This is a genomic window from Pollutimonas subterranea (assembly GCF_002849655.1).
Lineage (GTDB): Bacteria > Pseudomonadota > Gammaproteobacteria > Burkholderiales > Burkholderiaceae_B > Pollutimonas > Pollutimonas subterranea.
The window spans coordinates 29,280-46,405 of the sequence record NZ_PDNW01000008.1 but is presented as its reverse complement, the minus strand read 5'-3'; the positions used below and the strand labels follow the sequence as shown (position 1 = coordinate 46,405).

General features: G+C 58.1%; 15 protein-coding genes. 3 read left to right on the top strand and 12 right to left on the bottom strand.

The features are described 5' to 3' along the window. Positions 1-11 precede the first annotated feature (11 nt). The gene (locus CR159_RS10790) at positions 12-4,139 is read left to right on the top strand and encodes a CheR family methyltransferase (RefSeq protein WP_102073964.1); all 4,128 of its coding nucleotides are present in this window, start codon (positions 12-14) and stop codon (positions 4,137-4,139) included. A gap of 27 nt (positions 4,140-4,166) precedes the next feature. Beyond that, positions 4,167-5,300 carry a two-component system sensor histidine kinase NtrB gene (locus CR159_RS10785; protein WP_143705457.1) on the top strand — a complete coding sequence of 378 codons (1,134 nt, stop codon included), beginning with the start codon at positions 4,167-4,169 and terminating at the stop codon, positions 5,298-5,300. A gap of 17 nt (positions 5,301-5,317) precedes the next feature. Here CR159_RS10785 and ada read toward each other — a convergent pair whose 3' ends face one another. The 12 genes from ada to CR159_RS10725 form a co-directional block, all read right to left on the bottom strand. Further along, complete coding sequence (ada, locus tag CR159_RS10780; protein ID WP_102073962.1) at positions 5,318-6,400, bottom strand: bifunctional DNA-binding transcriptional regulator/O6-methylguanine-DNA methyltransferase Ada; 1,083 nt, start codon at positions 6,398-6,400, stop codon at positions 5,318-5,320. Positions 6,401-6,481: 81 nt separating this feature from the next. Then, positions 6,482-7,822, bottom strand: coding sequence for an amidase (locus CR159_RS10775; RefSeq protein ID WP_102073961.1), 1,341 nt, complete (start codon positions 7,820-7,822; stop codon positions 6,482-6,484). 17 nt (positions 7,823-7,839) lie between these two features. Beyond that, the gene (gene panD, locus CR159_RS10770) at positions 7,840-8,253 is read right to left on the bottom strand and encodes an aspartate 1-decarboxylase (protein ID WP_102073960.1); all 414 of its coding nucleotides are present in this window, start codon (positions 8,251-8,253) and stop codon (positions 7,840-7,842) included. A 48-nt stretch (positions 8,254-8,301) separates the two neighbouring features. Further along, positions 8,302-9,258, bottom strand: coding sequence for a 23S rRNA (adenine(1618)-N(6))-methyltransferase RlmF (gene rlmF / locus CR159_RS10765; RefSeq protein ID WP_102074094.1), 957 nt, complete (start codon positions 9,256-9,258; stop codon positions 8,302-8,304). Between the two features lie 87 nt (positions 9,259-9,345). Next, positions 9,346-10,419 carry a PDDEXK nuclease domain-containing protein gene (locus CR159_RS10760; RefSeq protein ID WP_102073959.1) on the bottom strand — a complete coding sequence of 358 codons (1,074 nt, stop codon included), beginning with the start codon at positions 10,417-10,419 and terminating at the stop codon, positions 9,346-9,348. 100 nt (positions 10,420-10,519) lie between these two features. After that, positions 10,520-10,729 carry a cold-shock protein gene (locus tag CR159_RS10755; protein ID WP_073102334.1) on the bottom strand — a complete coding sequence of 70 codons (210 nt, stop codon included), beginning with the start codon at positions 10,727-10,729 and terminating at the stop codon, positions 10,520-10,522. 295 nt (positions 10,730-11,024) lie between these two features. Beyond that, entirely contained in the window at positions 11,025-11,660 is a 636-nt protein-coding gene (locus CR159_RS10750) for a phosphoribosyltransferase (protein ID WP_102073958.1), read from the bottom strand. 110 nt (positions 11,661-11,770) lie between these two features. Beyond that, positions 11,771-12,145, bottom strand: a complete 375-nt coding sequence (locus CR159_RS10745; protein ID WP_102073957.1) for a pyrimidine dimer DNA glycosylase/endonuclease V — start codon at positions 12,143-12,145, stop codon at positions 11,771-11,773. A 14-nt stretch (positions 12,146-12,159) separates the two neighbouring features. After that, positions 12,160-12,366, bottom strand: a complete 207-nt coding sequence (locus tag CR159_RS10740; RefSeq protein WP_102073956.1) for a DUF2061 domain-containing protein — start codon at positions 12,364-12,366, stop codon at positions 12,160-12,162. A gap of 101 nt (positions 12,367-12,467) precedes the next feature. After that, positions 12,468-13,058 (bottom strand): YceI family protein, encoded by a 591-nt coding sequence (locus CR159_RS10735; RefSeq protein WP_233208264.1) that lies wholly within the window; start codon positions 13,056-13,058, stop codon positions 12,468-12,470. A 26-nt stretch (positions 13,059-13,084) separates the two neighbouring features. Further along, positions 13,085-13,423: a ferredoxin FdxA gene (gene fdxA, locus CR159_RS10730; protein ID WP_102073955.1), complete on the bottom strand. Its 339-nt coding sequence runs from the start codon at positions 13,421-13,423 to the stop codon at positions 13,085-13,087. A 51-nt stretch (positions 13,424-13,474) separates the two neighbouring features. After that, positions 13,475-14,077, bottom strand: coding sequence for an FmdE family protein (locus CR159_RS10725; protein WP_102073954.1), 603 nt, complete (start codon positions 14,075-14,077; stop codon positions 13,475-13,477). Positions 14,078-14,308: 231 nt separating this feature from the next. On the opposite strand from CR159_RS10725, the gene CR159_RS10720 reads away from it, so the two are divergent. Next, positions 14,309-17,125 (top strand): aconitate hydratase, encoded by a 2,817-nt coding sequence (locus CR159_RS10720; RefSeq protein WP_102073953.1) that lies wholly within the window; start codon positions 14,309-14,311, stop codon positions 17,123-17,125. The last annotated feature ends 1 nt before the right edge of the window (position 17,126 follow it).

Here is a 17,126-nt window from a genome sequence, read left to right as displayed (position 1 = left end):
TCAAGGCAGCCATGGAAAGCAAAGCAAACATAGCGACAGATGAGCAGATGCTCATCGCTTCCAGTGGCCTAGATTTTCCTGTGGTGGGGCTTGGCGCATCGGCCGGCGGAATTGAATCGCTGTTGCGATTTTTTGAGAACATGCAGGCCGATTGTGGCATGGCATTTGTGGTGATACTGCATTTGTCTCCCCAGCATGAAAGCAGCGTAGACCAGATCATTCAACGCGTCACACGCATGCCGGTCAGGCAGGTCGATGCTCCCGTCGCCATTGAAAAGAACCACATATACGTCATCTCGCCGGCATTGCACCTGGTAATGGCCGACGGCCATCTCCAGGTAAGTGCGGCCGAGCGGCCGCGCGAACGACAGATAGCCATCGACTTGTTCTTTCGCACGCTTGCCGATGCGCACCAAGCCAGGGCGTTTGCCATCGTCTTGTCGGGAACTGGTGCGGATGGCGCCGTTGGCATGGCGCGTATAAAAGAGCGGGGCGGATTGACTATCGCCCAGGCGCCCGGCGATGCGGAATTCGATGGCATGCCGCACAGTGCCATTGAGCAAGGCGTAGTCGATTTCGTACTACCCGCCGTGGACATGCCGCAGAAGCTGCTCGAGCTCTGGGACAATGCCCAGCGCATCGAGCTGCCGTGTGTAGACAAGGTTGCAGACATCTCCCACTTGCCTACCTCCAAAGAGAAGGCCGAGGCAGCGGAAGCCGCCCTGGCCAGGGTGCTGAAACTGCTGGCCCAGCGTACCGGCCACGACTTCCAATACTACAAACGCGCCACGGTACTCAGGCGCATAGAGCGCCGCATGCAGGTCACGGCGGTCAGCGATATGCCCAGCTATGTCGCGCTGCTTGAACAGCAGCACGACGAGACAGCCGCCCTGCTGGGCGACATGCTTATCGGCGTCACCAATTTTTTCCGCGATCGCGAAGCCTTCGAAGCACTGGAGCGCGATGTTGTGCCGCAAATCGTCCAGCACGCCGCCGCCGAGCAATCGGAGGTACGCATCTGGGCGCCAGCCTGCTCGACAGGCGAAGAGGCTTATTCGCTGGCCGTGATCTTTGCCGGCGAAATTCAACGGCAACATGCGGCATCAAAGATCCAGATATTCGCCACGGACGTCGATGACCGCGCAATAGCCGTCGCACGAAAAGGGCTATACCCCGAGACGATCGTCACAGACGTCCCTCCAACTTATCTACGGCAGTATTTCACTAAGGAAGGGTCCCGTTACGGAATTGCAAAAATCATCCGTGACAGCATATTGTTCGCGCCACACAATGTGCTTCGCGACCCACCTTTTTCCCGCCTGCAATTGATAACCTGCCGGAACCTGCTGATCTATCTGGATCGCCACGCGCAACACGAGGTCCTGAAGATTTTTCATTCCGTGCTGAGCCCGGGCGGATACCTGTTCCTCGGGTCATCGGAAACTCCGGACGCCGCCGAAGGCTTGTTTACGGTGGTCGACAAGAAGAATCGAATCTATCGCAGTGCTCCGACTGCCGCATCGGTAAGTCCGACTTTCCTTACCAGAAGGCATGAGCCCGCCGCGCCGGCCTCGCGGCCCACGAACCTGGCACGCCCCATTCACGACAAACGCCAGTCTTATTCGGGTGCACATCAGCGCGCCCTGGATCTATACGGCCCACCCACCATCCTTATCGACCCGTCTTTCCAGATCCTGCATCTGTCACACACGGCGGGACGGTTCCTGCGCCATGTAGGAGGCGATCCGTCGCATAACGCGCTCTCGCTGGTTCACCCCAAATTGCGGGCGGAACTCCGGACCGCTGTGCTTCAAGCGCTCAAGACTCAGCGTCGCACTTGCACTCGCGCGGTGCCGATTCGGCAGGACGAGAAAGATACTTCCGTGAAAGTCGGTGTGCAACCTTTCGAGGACACGGAATGGCGCAAACAATTGGTGCTTCTGGAGTTTGATGAAACCGAAGTTTTAACAGCAGAGGCCGAGGGCCGGTCTGCGGGTGAGCTCCATAATAAGGCGCTGCAGACGCTCGAACACGAGGTGCAGGCGCTCACCGAGCAGCTTCAGCAGACCATCGAGCATTCCGAGACGTCTACGGAAGAATTGAAAGCGTCGAATGAGGAGCTCCAGGCGATGAACGAAGAGCTCCGGTCAGCAACGGAGGAGCTGGAGACGAGCAAGGAAGAACTGCAGTCGATGAATGAAGAGCTCATCACCGTTAACGATGAGCTCAAGACCAAAGTCATCGAAACGGTGAAAATAAACGATGACCTCCAGAACCTCATCTCATCCAACGACATCGCCACCATCTTTGTCGACCGCAACATGCGGATCAAGTGGTTTACGCCGAAGGCGACCACCTTATTCAATCTGATCCTTGCGGATAGTGGCCGATCGCTGATGGATATCACGCATCGGCTCGAGTATTCGGATCTAATGGCCGACGCGGCTCAGGCCTTTGAGTCCTTGCGCCTGGTGGAGCGGGAAGTCCATAGTACCGATGGCCGCAGTTACCTGGCGCGCATACTCCCTTATCGCACGGCCGAAGATCGCATCGATGGTGCTGTCTTGAACTTTGTTGACATTACCCAGCTGCGGTGTGCAGAAGCACGTCTGCGTGACAGCCTGGAGCGCATGCGTCTGCTGATCGAAAGTACGACGGAGTTCGCCTTTATCATGATGGATAAGGCTGGCCGGGTAACGGAATGGAACCGCGCGGCCGAGATCATATTCGGCTACGAAGCGGCGCAGATAGTAGGGCGCCCCATCGACATCATATTCACGCCGGAAGACCGGGCTGCCGGCATCCCGAAACAAGAGCGGGATACGGCGCGCGTGCAGGGGCGGGCTCCCGATGAGCGCTGGCATGTTCGCCAAGATGGTTCCCGTTTTTATTGCAGCGGTGTGGTTTACCCCATGATAGACGGGGAACTGATCGGATACGCAAAGATCGCGCGCGACCTGACCAGCGTACGCATACAGCAAGACGAGCAGCAATCGCACCTGCAGAAAACCGAGGCGTCGAATGTGCTGAAGGACGAGTTCATTGCCATCATGTCCCATGAGCTGCGCCACCCATTGAACTTGATCCAGCTGAATGCCGATCTGCTTTCGCGCTCCCCTGGTGTGCTTGCCACGAAAAACGCCGTGAAGGCAGTCGACTCAATTCGCCGTTCCGTAAGTAGTCAGGCGCAGATCATCGCCGACCTCCTGGACCTGTCTCGCGTCAAAACCGGCAAGCTCACCTTGAATCGCAGCCTAGTCAATCTCGCCGATATTGTCGCGACGGCCGTGGAAGCCATGCAAGCGCAGGCATGCGACAGCCAGGTCGCGCTGCACACTGAAGGGATTGAGCAAAATGCGCCATTGCTGATACAGGGCGATGCGACCCGTATAGAACAAATTGTATGGAACTTGCTGAACAATGCGTTGAAATTTACGCCCGCCCGAGGCGCTATAACGGTCACGCTTGGCTGCGAGGATGACGGCTACGTGCGGCTTGATGTTCAAGATACGGGCATCGGCATTGCTCCTGAGTTCCTCGATAGTATTTTCGACATGTTCAAGCAGGTGAGCCGACAGCATAACGAGCGCGCCAAAAGCGGGTTGGGCATTGGACTTGCTCTTGTAGAGCAACTCGCCAAGGCGCATGAAGGTCGTGTCGCCGCTACCTCGGACGGTGAAGGTTGCGGTTCGGTTTTCAGCCTGTGGCTGCCGTTGGCCAGCCATGTTGCCAATTCAGCCGCAATTGCCGCAGCACCGCTGCGACATAGCCTGGAAGGCATGCGTGTCCTGCTTGTGGACGACTCGGAAGAAATACTGGACGTGCTCAGTGCCCTATGCCAAATGCGGGGCGCGTTCGTAATGACGGCAACCGATGGCGTCAAGGCTCTGGCCCTCTTGCAGAGTAACGATGTTGACGTGCTCGTGTCGGATCTGGGCATGCCCAATATGGACGGATACACCCTGTTGGCCAACCTGCGCAGGAGCGAGCGTAATATGGATGTGCCGGCGATCGCCCTGACTGGCTATGGGCACAGTGAAAAGGCGCGGGCGGTGGGATTTACCGACCAATTGTGCAAACCGGTTCCCATGGATGAGTTGATCTCCAAGCTTAGCGCCATCCACAAGCGAAAATCATGATCCGATACGGCTTAGAGGACATTGACAGTGACTGAATCTCCATCGCAGGACCGGGGTAGTGAATCCCACCTGATGCAGCACGCCTTGCGCGCCGCGGGCGTGGGATGCTGGGATCTCGACCTGGCGACTGGCAGCCTTTGGCGATCGCCTGAGTACGACAGAATATGGGGCACTACGCGCACAGACGCCACGATGCCGCTGAACGCCCTTTTCGCGGGAATCATTCCGGAGGACCGCGAGGCCGTCACACAGGCATTTGAACTGGCTTCGTCTCAAGGAGTTATCGCCGTCGAGAAACGCATACAGCGGGTGGATGATAATTCCATACGCTGGATCCGCTTGACGGGACAGGGCTATTACCACGCCGAGAAGCTTGCCGGCATCGCAGGTGTAGTCGCGGACGTAACACCGGAGCACCTCGCTTGCGAAAAACTTCGCCATACGGAAAAAATGGAATCGCTGGGTTACATGGCTCGTGAAGTGGCGCATGACTTCAATAACCTTCTGATGGTTATTGGCGCCAGTCTTGAAATGCTCAGTGACCAGATTGAAGGTGACCGGGCGAACCGGCTTGTTTCCGCGATGAACAACGGCGTGGAGCGCGGTGTGGCATTGACCCAGAATCTTATGGACTTTTCCCGGCCTGCGGGGGCCGAGATAAAGGTGGTGAACATAGACAGGCTGATAGCGTCCGCCTGGCTTGATCTGATCCGTATCGCCGGCGATACGGTCGTTGTCACGATAACGCCGGGGCCATTGGCGTGGTGCTATTGTGCCGATCCTGACCAATTGACAAAGGCGATGACGAATCTTGCGGAGAACGCACGCGAAGCCATGCCCGATGGTGGGCACCTTGTCGTGTCAACGACGGCTCGTCATGTGGACGGCGCCGGCGCCGCCTCCTTCGGCGTCCGAACCGGCGACTATGTGGGTATATCGTTCAGCGATAATGGGATAGGAATAGCGCGGGACCTTATTGCACGGGTTTTTGAACCGCTATTTTCCACCAAACAAGATAAAAAAGGGCGCGGATTCGGGCTTAGCCAAGTCTACGCCGCAGCCAGCAGTTCCGGTGGATTCGTAACGATCGAAAGCCAGCCGGAACAGGGCGCGACGGTGGTCATTTATCTTCCATTGGCCAGCAGCCCCGCGTCGCACTGAAGCATCCGGTTCGTTGGTTACCCGGATGCTTCCCGCTCCAGCAACTGGCGTTTACGGTCTACCCCCCAGCGATATCCCGACAAGCTTCCGTCGCGGCGCACCACGCGGTGACACGGAATGGCAACCGCCAGCCGGTTTGCCCCGCAGGCGCTTGCCACGGCACGTATGGCCGTCGGCATTCCTATACGTAGGGCTATTTCGGTGTACGTGGCCGTTGTGCCCGCGGGAATCTCGAGCAGGGCCTGCCAGACGCGTTGCTGGAATGCGGTGCCTTGCACGTCCAGCGGCAAATTCAGCCCGATGGAAGGGGACTCCACGAAGCCCACTACTTCTGCAATGAGCCGTTCAAAGTCGGCATCACCCCCCACCAGGGCGGCTCGGGGGAATTGATCCTGCAGATCCCGAACCAATCGATCTGGATCGTCACCCATCAAGATTGCGCAAACGCCTCTTTCGCTTTGCGCAACAAGAATGGATCCCAACGAACATTCGCCGACGGCGAAATGGATCTGTGTGTTGGCACCGCCAGCACGGTAATCTTTTGGCCGCATCCCCAGCATTCGATCTGACGCTTCGTAGAAGCGGCTGTTCGATCCAAAGCCCACATCGTAGATGGCATCAGTGATGGAATTGGTGTGACCGAGCTTTACCCGCATCTTCGCGGCGCGATGAGCGTCGGCATAGGATTTTGGAGTCAAGCCGGTTTCGGCCTTGAAAACGCGATGAAAGTGTGGCGGGCTCATGGCCGCACGAGCGGCCAGCTCCGTCAGTGTTGGCATGCTGGGCGCTGTCTCGATATACCTGCACGCATCGGCCACCAGCGTGGCCCGCCGGGCCGCCATCGCCGTATGATCGGGTGATGCCCGGCGGCTGGGACGGTATCCGGCCGCCTCGGCAGCTTCCGGCGTGTTGAAGAATTCGACATTGCCGGCATGAGGGTGCCGCGATGAGCTGCTGGGATGACAATACACGCCGGTAGTCTTGACCGCATAAACGAAACTGCCGTCGGCGGATGGGTCGCGAGCCAGAACGGCGGCCCAGCGCGGGTCCTGTTCAACGACGTGGGTCGAGCTGCGGGCGGAGTGAAGTTGAACGATCATGGCTATATACCTCTCAAGCTGGTGACGGCTCCACTGTAGTCGCAGCCGTTAACCCATACACTCCGGCTCTTGCGATCAAATTCAGAAAATTTTTTCGAGCGCTACGCCCACGTCAAGAATGTGACGATCATGCATGGCCGGGCCCACGATCATCAAGCCTACGGGGGCGGTGCCGTTGGGATGGCACGGTATGGAAAGCGCGCAGCCGTCCAGGAAGTTGATCAGGGTGGGGTTGCGTAGAATCAGCCCATTCGCCGCGAAATAGGCTTCGTCCGAGGCCTGCAGGGCCTCGATGGCCGGTGCAACGATAGGCGCAGTCGGCATCAGAAGCGCATCATAGGGTTTCATGCGCGACTCCACCGACGCGATCCAGTCTTGGCGCGTCTGGAGCAGCTTGATATAGTCGGCGGCCGACATGTCCTTGCCTCGCCTAATGCGCGAGGCGACGCGGGGATCGTACTGGTCGGCATGCTGCTCTAGCAGTTCCTTATGCCATGCCCATGCCTCGGCACATACGAATCCGCCCATACGGTTGATGTAGGCCAACTGTTCAAATTCCGGCAATTCGATGGTGTCGATTCGTGCGCCATGGCTCTGGATGTTGTGCAAAGCGCGTTCGAATACCTCGCGCACATGATCGTCGGCACCGTCAAGCACGACTGAAGATGGCACAGCGAAGCGAAGTTGCGATAAGTCGGGGGCGGCAGGCGCCGTATATGCCTGACCCGACAGCACGGCATCGAGAATGGCGCAGCATGTTACCGAGGCGGCCAGGGGGCCGATGGAGTCCAGGCTGGCCGACAAAGGGATCGCGCCGTCGGCGGGTACACGGCGCGCGGTGGGCTTGAAGCCCGACAGGCCGCAAAACGCCGAGGGTATGCGAACAGATCCGCCGGTGTCCGTGCCTACCGCGGCCACGCACATGCCGTCTGCCACCGATACGCCGGCGCCTGAAGATGACCCGCCGGGTATGCGCCCCGTGTCGCGATCCCAGGGACTGCTGGGCGTACCGTAGTGTGGATTGATGCCCAGGCCCGAAAAGGCGAATTCGGTCATGTTGGTCTTACCCACGATAACCGCGCCCGCATTGATCAGGCGCTGCACGATAGCGGCGTTGTGCCGGGCGGGGGGCCGGTCTTTGAGCGCAACCGAGCCTGCCAACGTAGTTTTGCCCTGCACGTCGAACAAGTCCTTCACGGAGATGGGCAGTCCGTCGATGGCCGAACGCACTATTCCGGCCGCTCGCAGGGTATCGGAGGCACGCGCCGCAGCAAGGGCTTGCTCGCCATACGTATCGGTAAAGGCGCGGCAGCCTTCGCCTTCAGGTGCCGCAATGCGCTCAAGCGCCGCCTTGGTGAGTTCCTGCGCGCTGGTGGCGCCAGTGGCGAGGAGCTGCTGCAATTCAATGATGGTGGCTGGCATAGGGCCGCTCTTGTGCCTCAATCGAACTTCAGGATATCGAAGGTCAGGCGATCGTGTTCATCGCGCGAGATGCTGTAGCCCAGGCGCTCGTTGATGGAATTGTCCGGATTGAAGGTAAGGATGGCTGGCTTGATGTCTTCAATCTCTTTTTCCGTGACATAGACGGAATTGCAGATAATGACCTCGTCGCCGCGCTGGCATGTGCGGGCGGCGGCGCCGTTCAGTATGCAGCAACGGGATCCGCGCACGCCGTAAATGACGTAAGTGCTGATGCGGGCCCCCGAGTTTTTGTTCCAGATATCCACGAATTCCATGGGCAGAATGCCTGCGGCTTCGCAGTGGTCCGGGTCAAGGGTAATGGAGCCATGATATTCCAGGTCGGCACCGGTGACACGGATACCATGCAGTTTGCCGCGGACAACTTTTCTCACGTTCGTTTCTCTATAAGGGATCAGGCGGATATTGTAGTTATTTTTACGTCATCTGCTCTGTTCGTGCCAGGCGCGCTGGGCGGAGGCGTGAAGGAAGGACCAGGCTACGTAGCGGCTTTTTTTCTGTCCCTGGGCCATTTCCACAGTGCGCACGAACGGGGCGCCGACCTTCTTAAGGACGCGCAAGACCTCTGGAAGGTTGCTCTCTTTGGATACCAGGGTGCTGAACCAGTAGACTTGATCATATACCTCGCGGCTTTCCTGGACGAGCCGCCGTATGAACAGGGCTTCACCGCCTTCACACCAAAGCTCAGTGCCGACTCCGCCGAAATTCAATGTGGGTGACTTGCTGCCAGGCCGCGTTTTACCCAGGCCCCTCCATTTGCGTTCAGAGCTATTCCTGGCTTCATAGCCGGAGGCATGAAAGGGCGGATTGCATACGGTAAGATCGAATCGATCACCGGCATTCACCACGCCAAGCAGTATGTGATCGGCCGACTTCTGGCGACGGAGCTCGATGGCGTCCGCCAGTCCGCCATTGGATTCAATGATGGATTTGGCCGAGGCGAGCGCGACAGGGTCGATATCAGAGCCGAGGAACCGCCAGCCATATTCCGCATGGCCGATAAGCGGGTAGATGGCGTTGGCGCCTATGCCTATGTCCAGTACGCGCACCGCTGGGCCACGGGGTATGGTGCCCCCGTTGCTGTCCGCCAGCAGGTCGGCCAGATAGTGGATATAGTCGGCGCGTCCCGGAATAGGCGGGCATAGATAGCCCTTGGGTATGTCCCAGTGCTCGACCCCATAGTGCGTTTTCAGCAGAGCGCGATTCAACGCCTGGACCGCGGCGGGATTGGCAAAGTCTATGCTGGGCTCGCCATACGGGTTTGCGATGACGAAGGCGGAAAGCTGTGGGCTGTTGGAGGTCAGTGCCTCGAAATCGTAGCGGCCCTGGTGGCGGTTGCGGGGATGTAGCACTAAGGCAGGCTTTGGAATAGGGTTCATGAAAAAGGCCGGTATCAAGTCCTTCGTGTAAATCACGCCGGGCTGTCGTAGGCAGCATCCAGTTTACCGTGAGCCGGCATCGCACGCTTAAGCTCTGTCACCAGGCTGCCGGTGCTCGATCTGCAACCGCGCCCGCGCGGTTGCCTGTAGCAATCGTTCCCCCAATACCGCACGCGGGGGCAAGGTGGTCAGGTATTCGGCAACATGGATGCCCGATTTGTCCAGCTCCAGCAACTCGATCTGCTCACGTTTTTTGCCCGTGCAGAGGATGATCCCCAGCGGAGAACCCTCGTCCGGCTCTCGTTCATGCTTGTCGAGCCAGCGCAGGTAAAGCTCCATCTGTCCTTTGTAGGCTGCTTTGAATTCACCAATCTTCAGTTCCACCGCCACCAGCCGCCGCAACTTGCGGTTGTAGAACAATAGGTCAAGATGGAAATCCTCATCGTCGATCTGGATGCGTTTTTGCCGGGCAAGGAAGGAGAAGCCAGCCCCCAGCTCCAACAGGAAGGCTTCCATTTCGCGAATGATCGCCGCCTCCAAGTCGCCTTCCTGCCAGCAATCCCGCAGGCCCAGGAAGTCTAGAATGTACGGATCGCGCATGATCAATTCCGGCGACATGCGTTGCGCATCGCGCAGGGCCGCCAGCTCTTGCGCAATTGTCTCGTCTGGCCTCTTGGACAATGCCGTGCGCTCGTACAGCATCGAGTCGATGCGCTCGCGTAGTGTTCGCACGCTCCAGCGTTCAGCGCCCGTCATCTGTGCGTAGTAGTCCCGTTGCAATGGTTCCTTGAGAGCCAGCAGCAGGACAAAGTGCGACCAGCTCAATTGTCGCGACAGTGTCGCGACAATTGGCTCGTCGGGAAACGTGACAGCGAACTTGACCATCCGACGCAGATTCTTTTCCCCAAAGCCGCGCCCGTAATCGCGGGCAAGCTGCTTGGCCAAAGTTGGCAGAATTTCCTCTCCGTACCCGGCCCGCTGTCCGGCCAGCACTTCGGTGTGGATGCGATGGCCGATGCGCCAGAACAGCAGTGTCAGTTCCGCATTGACTGCCAAGGCGGCGCGCTGCCGCGACGTCTCGATCAGCGCCTGAATGTCGCCTAACAGCGCCTGGGCTTGTGCCGCATCGACGGCGGACTTGCTGCGTTTGACTTTAACCACGATGACTCCTCGGAAGGCTCAGTTTCCATGAGCTTGATGGGAGCCATGATGAAATAAAAAAAGCCCGCTTAAAAGCGGGCTTTTACCAACCTAGTTATATTTAGATAACTTGGATGTTCTTGGCTTGAGGGCCTTTTTGGCCTTCAGCGGCTTCGTAGGAAACACGTTGGTTTTCTTCGAGCGACTTGTAACCTGTGCCGACGATGTCGGTGTGGTGAGCAAACAAATCTTTGCCACCGGCTTCAGGCGTAATAAAGCCGAAGCCCTTTTCGTTGTTGAACCATTTTACAATACCAGTTTCTGTTGCCATTTCTTGCGATCCCTAAAAAGACGAGCGACATGCTCTGCAAAAGACTGTCAAGGCGTGGAGATATGAGCAAAAAAGTACAGTTTTTCTGGTACTGGTTTGTGCTAACTTCAACGAACTTGAAAACCTAAGCAGGAATGTAATCCCTTCAGAGCATAATGTCTACCCAGAAAAGCTACTTTTCGTTACCGTGTCGTAAAAATTACAACGTTGGTCGGCTTTATTGTTATTTGCTCTATGTGGGCGTAACCCGAAATAGCCCATAAAAGCTGGGCTTCCAGCGATTCTGGCGCCGCCATCACGCCAGTGCCCTCCGGACTTCGTCATCGCTGACTTGGGGAAACTCCTGATACCACAGTCCCACAGCGCGAAATATTTCCGGCGTGGCCAGGCAAACGACGTCGTCCGCCTCTTGCCGGATCATTTCACAGGTTTCGCTGGCCCCGACGGGAACGGCTACCACAACAGCACGCGCCGATCGGCCTTTGACGCTGGCGATGGCGGCGCGCATGGTTGATCCGGTCGCGAGGCCATCGTCCACCAGTATCACGGTGTGGCCTTCAATGGTTTTAGCAGGACCCTTGCGGCGATAGGTCGCTTCCCGTCTGGCGAGCTCTTTTCGTTCTGCCGCCATGACAGCATCGAGCGCGCGCTGGCTGACAGCCATGGTACGCAGCACCTCCTCATCCAGCACGATGACCCCGCCGCTGGCGATGGCTCCCATGGCATATTCCGGTTGTTGCGGCAGGCCGAGCTTGCGAACAAGTAAGACATCAAGGGGCGCACTCAACAAGCTGGCTACCTCATGCGCGACGGGCACGCCGCCACGGGCTAGGCCCAGAACCAGCACATCGTCCCGTTGATCATAACGGTCGAGCAGTGCCAGCCCAAGTTGGCAACCTGCATCTTTGCGGTCTTTGAAGGGTACGTACATAGGTGTACTCCGACTTTGGGCCATGGTGTTTCTGCTTGGGTAGACTTAAAGCATAGCACCGCAGTCCATAGTGAGCGACATGCGCGTGCCGTTCGTGCGCAAGAACGGCTTTAGCCTTTATTAGCTTGCCGTTCGGCGATACGCTGCCGATTGATGGCCATCGCCTCTTCCGTGGGCGTCCAGTCTTCCCATAATTCCACAGGGATGTCGGCATGAGACTCGTGCAGGGAGGCGGTGAAGTTGGGCGTGTATCCGCGACGCTGCATTTCACGAACCAGTTCCGCGTGGCGACGTGCCAGGTAGGCCAGGCGCGTGTAGAAAAACAGGACATGTCCTTTTCCGAGCGTGTAGTGCTCCATACGCCTGATGTCGTTACGCTCAGCGGCCTTCCGGGCGAGCGAGAAGACACGTGGCAACTCGCGGTATTCCGCAACGAGATGTTGTCGGCTCAGTTCTTCCACCGGAACGCAATTGATACGGGTCATGTCGTTCTTCGGGCTTACTGCAGCACGGGGTCCGCGCATCGTCCCCGGCCGACCTTGCTCCACAAACGGTCGTGCAGGGGCAACAGCAGTACATTGCAGATCGGTTCCAGCACCGCAGCCAACCCGCCGGTGGCCAAGGAGCCGGTAAACGCATAAGTAACGCCAAAGGCGACCGACATGTGCAACATGACTTGGCTGGTCTTTTGGGCAACTATCAACATAAATGACTCCACAATCAATCAAGTATTAATGATAATGATTATCGTTAATTAGGCATAGTTGATTATGTGCATCATGTTAATAGTGTTGAGCTATGGTGCCGCTATTTCTGAATGGCTTCGATCTGGACCAGCAAACGCACGCTGTCAGGCACGCCCATATCTATGCCCCAGTTCATTCCCCATTCGCTGCGTTTGATGTCGGTGGAGAAATCCCCGCCGCAGACATGCACCTTCAAGACCGGCTGGTCATAGCAGTTGAAGCTGCTTGCGGTGAGCGTCACCGGGGCCGTCTTGCCGAGCATGGTAAGTTCGCCGGTGACTGATTCAAGCTTGTCGCCGTTATAGCGGAAGTCGGCGCCGACGAACCGGGCCTGGGGAAATGACGAGACATTGAAGAAGTCGGCACTTTTCAAGTGTCCGTCGAAGTCGGGGACTCCCGAGCTGACGGAACCTGTGTCGATATTGATCTCGGCTTTACCCTTGCCTGCCTGGCGATCCAGCTCGACGAAACCGTCGACTTTATCGAAGCGGGCGCGCACGGTAGATGTATTGAAGTGCCTGACTTCGAAATTCACGAAGGTGTGCGTGGGTTCGATGTCATAGCGCACCGGTGTGGCGGATGCCATGCCGGAATGGGTGGCGGCAATGGCTACGGCCATTGCAATAGCGGTCTTCGAAGGGAATGCGTGCATGTCGGTCCTTGGCAAGAAAACAAGTGTCAGGAGTGCGCGTGTTGCAGGTACTGCAGTTTGTCTTTTACAGCAGCCCATCGTTCATGGTCCGGCATCGGCTCCTTGACGCGGGAAATTCGTTTCCACCCGGGGTTTTGGGATAGTTCGCGGTTGATGTCGATGAAGTGCTTTTGATCATCAGCGATTTCGTGATCGCTGACAATGGCATTCACCGGGCATTCGGGCACGCATATCGAGCAGTCGATACACTCGTCGGGATTGATTACCAGGTAGTTTGGGCCTTCCATGAAGCAATCCATAGGGCAAACGCTGACACAATCGGTGTACTTGCACTGTATACACGCCTCGGTAACCACGAACGTCATCTTGTTTCCTATAGGTAGATACCCTAGGATAACATTACTGTGGACCGAGGTTTACCGCGCATACGTGATCAGGTCAGGATGGTCGGCATTAGCCAGGATCGTTCCGACCCGTTCTTGCCAGTCGTTGGCGAACTGCCTGTTTTCATCGGGGCGGGCTTCACCGGCCAGAATTTTTTGCAGCATTGGCATCAAGCCGGGTTCGGCCGGAACCACGCTTGCGTTGAAGTCTACGGCTACCTTGGTTCCTGTATCGCGCCGCTGGAACTGGATTTCGCCGCCGATAGGCGCATTGAAGGACATGAGGTTGCGGCGGTCGTACTTGCCCGCCAAACCTTTGAACCCGCTGTCGGTAGTGGCGCCGGTGATGAAGCCGACGACGTTGGCCATGACGCCCGTGACATGGTGCAGCTGGTCGTCCCGGAATTCGACATTTATGTCGCCGCGTTGCGGGTGGTCGTCGCCGTACAGATGTTTGAGCGCCTTGACGGTCATGAGGTAGGCACCGGCCACGGTCGGGCACGAGTGCCCAGCCAATTTGACGATATCGGTGTAGGTGTATTCGATCAGGCCATTGTCGGCCGCGCCTAATAGTTCGGCGAGGGGGTCGTACATGGTCAGGCTGACCGCGGTCTGGAAGAAATGAGGGTGGCTCATGAGTGCTCCGTAGCATGAAGATTGGGATTGCCGCCCAATATGCGGCGGTTTTCCCCAATATAACGACTATGGCCGCCCGCTTGCTGATTGGCCGGACGAGCGGTGTGGGCAATTGCGGGTTCCATGCAGACTGCGCATGCGATCCTGTTGGTCTTCGGCATTCCTCGTGATAAGGTGAATGCTGGTCCTGCCCCTGTACCGGGCAGACAACTTAACTACAGGAGATTCATCATGGCTAGTGTGAATAGTTTCGGGTCTCGCGGCACGCTTGACGTAAACGGCAAGCCCTACGAAATTTACCGGCTCAATGCCATCGCAGGCCCTGGACTGAATGTGGCTAGCCTGCCGTACAGTCTCAAGATCTTGCTGGAAAACCTGCTGCGTACTGAAAATGGCGGCGACATCACGGCCGACGACATCCGGGCGCTGGCCGCCTGGGATGCCAATGCGGAACCCAATCGGGAAATTGCCTTCACACCGGCGCGCGTCGTCTTGCAAGACTTTACCGGTGTGCCGGCCGTCGTCGACCTGGCCGCGATGCGTGAAGCAATGCATGCACTTGGCGGCGATGCCACCCGGATCAATCCGCTGGCGCCGGTCGAACTCGTCATCGACCATTCGGTAATCGTGGACGCCTTCGGCTCGAAATCAGCATTCGAACAAAACGTGGACATCGAGTATGGACGCAATTTGGAACGCTATCAATTCCTGCGATGGGGGCAAAGCGCGTTCAACGATTTCAAAGTCGTTCCGCCAGGAACCGGCATTGTCCACCAGGTCAATCTGGAACATCTTTCGCGAGTCGTCTTCACGCAGGAAAATGACGGCGTGTCTAGCGCTTACCCCGATACTTGCGTAGGAACCGACTCGCATACACCCATGGTCAATGGCCTTGGTGTCGTGGCGTGGGGCGTGGGCGGAATCGAAGCCGAAGCCGCCATGCTGGGCCAGCCCATTTCCATGCTGATTCCGCGGGTCGTCGGGTTCAAGCTGACTGGCTCGTTGCCGGAAGGATCCACTGCGACCGACCTGGTCTTGACCATTACCGAACGCTTGCGTCAGCATGGGGTGGTGGGAAAATTCGTTGAATTCTACGGCCCAGGCGTGGCGGCGGTGCCCCTGGCCAACCGCGCCACGATAGGAAACATGAGTCCGGAATACGGCTCCACGATTGCCATTTTCCCGATCGACGATGTGACCTTGCGTTATCTCGAACTGACCGGGCGTTCGCCCGAACAGGTCGCCCTTGTCCAGGCATACGCCAAGGAACAAGGCCTTTGGCACGATGCGCAGGCGGAGCCCCGCTATTCCGAACGGCTCGAACTGGATCTATCCACCGTGGTTCCGTCCATCGCCGGTCCCAAGCGGCCCCAGGACCGGATATCGCTGTCGGAATCCCAGCAGGCTTTCCGTGGTGCACTGGCCGCCTTTGTGGGTGAACCCAAGCAAAAGCCGCAGGGATACGACAAAGAGGTTGCAGAGTCCTTTCCCGCTTCCGACACGCCGTCGCGCAGCGAGTCCGACGCTGGGTCACCTCAGCCTACCGACCACGTGCAAGAGGCGCCGGCCAGCGGCCTGCGGGCGCGCGATCCCATCTCGATCACATTGCCCGACGGCTCCCATGGCCAGCTAGACCATGGTTCGGTGGTCATTGCGGCCATCACCTCGTGTACCAATACGTCGAATCCGACGGTCATGCTGGCTGCGGCCTTGCTGGCCAAAAACGCCGTCAATAAAGGCCTCAGTCGCCGCCCGTGGGTCAAGACCAGCCTGGCGCCGGGATCCCGGGTAGTCACCGACTACTACGACCGCGCCGGACTGACGCCCTATCTGGAAGCACTGGGATTCAACCTGGTGGGGTATGGCTGTACGACATGCATCGGCAACTCGGGCCCACTGATTCCGGAAGTCAGCGCAGCGGTGAACGAGCACGATTTGTCTGTCGTGTCGGTGCTCTCGGGTAACCGCAACTTCGAAGGCCGCATCCATGCCGAAGTAAAAATGAATTACCTGATGTCGCCACCGCTGGTGGTGGCATATGCCTTGGCAGGTACCATGGACATCGACCTGTTCAACGATCCCCTGGGTACCGATCAGGATGGCGAAAAAGTCTACCTTAAGGATATCTGGCCGTCGGCGGCCGACGTGGCGGCGGTTGTCGAGTCTTCGATCGTGTCCGATATGTTCAAAAGCGGCTACGCCGATGTCTTTGCCGGCGACGAGCGTTGGCGCCAGCTGCCGACGCCCAAGGGCGATATTTTCGAGTGGGATGCTACGTCGACCTACGTGCGCAAGCCGCCTTATTTCCGCGACATGCCTCGCAATCCGGAGCCGGTGTCCGACATTGCCGGCGCGCGCGTGCTGGCCAAGTTGGGCGATTCGGTAACGACCGATCATATCAGTCCGGCAGGCTCCATCGCCCGCAATTCGCCGGCCGCCAAATACCTGACTGACCATGGCGTGGCGCCGGCCGACTTCAACTCCTACGGGTCGCGTCGGGGCAACCACGAGGTGATGATCCGCGGTACCTTTGCCAACGTCAGATTGCGCAATCAGCTGGCGCCGGGCACGGAAGGCGGCTACACGCGCGATTTTACGCAGCCTGGCGGCCCCGTGGTCACCATTTTCGAGGCCTCCAGCGCCTACCTGGCGGCGGCTACGCCCCTGGTCATTCTGGCGGGCAAGGAGTATGGATCGGGCTCATCCCGCGATTGGGCGGCCAAAGGCACTGTCCTGCTGGGCGTGCGCGCCGTCATCGCCGAATCCTACGAGCGTATTCACCGCAGCAACCTGCTGGGGATGGGCGTGCTGCCGCTGCAGTATGCACCGGGCCAGAACGCACAATCGCTAGGGCTGACTGGTGAAGAGGTGTTCGATATCGTTGGCATAACCGCCCTGAATGAAGGCCGCATACCCACCACGGTTAAAGTCCGGGCGGGTGGCCTCGAGTTCGACGCGATGGTGCGTATCGATACGCCAAGCGAAGCTTCGTATTATCGCCATGGCGGCATCATGCAATACGTGCTGCGCAACTTGCTGGGCAGGTAAG

Bases quoted from the DNA above. Each gene is read 5' to 3' on its own strand.
- CR159_RS10790 (WP_102073964.1), top strand. From the start codon at position 12: ATGGAAAGCAAAGCAAACATAGCGACAGATGAGCAGATGCTCATCGCT.
- ada (WP_102073962.1), bottom strand. From the start codon at position 6,400: ATGATCGTTCAACTTCACTCCGCCCGCAGCTCGACCCACGTCGTTGAA.
- CR159_RS10775 (WP_102073961.1), bottom strand. From the start codon at position 7,822: ATGCCAGCCACCATCATTGAATTGCAGCAGCTCCTCGCCACTGGCGCC.
- rlmF (WP_102074094.1), bottom strand. From the start codon at position 9,258: ATGAACCCTATTCCAAAGCCTGCCTTAGTGCTACATCCCCGCAACCGC.
- CR159_RS10755 (WP_073102334.1), bottom strand. From the start codon at position 10,729: ATGGCAACAGAAACTGGTATTGTAAAATGGTTCAACAACGAAAAGGGC.
- CR159_RS10750 (WP_102073958.1), bottom strand. From the start codon at position 11,660: ATGTACGTACCCTTCAAAGACCGCAAAGATGCAGGTTGCCAACTTGGG.
- CR159_RS10745 (WP_102073957.1), bottom strand. From the start codon at position 12,145: ATGACCCGTATCAATTGCGTTCCGGTGGAAGAACTGAGCCGACAACAT.
- CR159_RS10740 (WP_102073956.1), bottom strand. From the start codon at position 12,366: ATGTTGATAGTTGCCCAAAAGACCAGCCAAGTCATGTTGCACATGTCG.
- CR159_RS10735 (WP_233208264.1), bottom strand. From the start codon at position 13,058: ATGCACGCATTCCCTTCGAAGACCGCTATTGCAATGGCCGTAGCCATT.
- fdxA (WP_102073955.1), bottom strand. From the start codon at position 13,423: ATGACGTTCGTGGTTACCGAGGCGTGTATACAGTGCAAGTACACCGAT.
- CR159_RS10725 (WP_102073954.1), bottom strand. From the start codon at position 14,077: ATGAGCCACCCTCATTTCTTCCAGACCGCGGTCAGCCTGACCATGTAC.
- CR159_RS10720 (WP_102073953.1), top strand. From the start codon at position 14,309: ATGGCTAGTGTGAATAGTTTCGGGTCTCGCGGCACGCTTGACGTAAAC.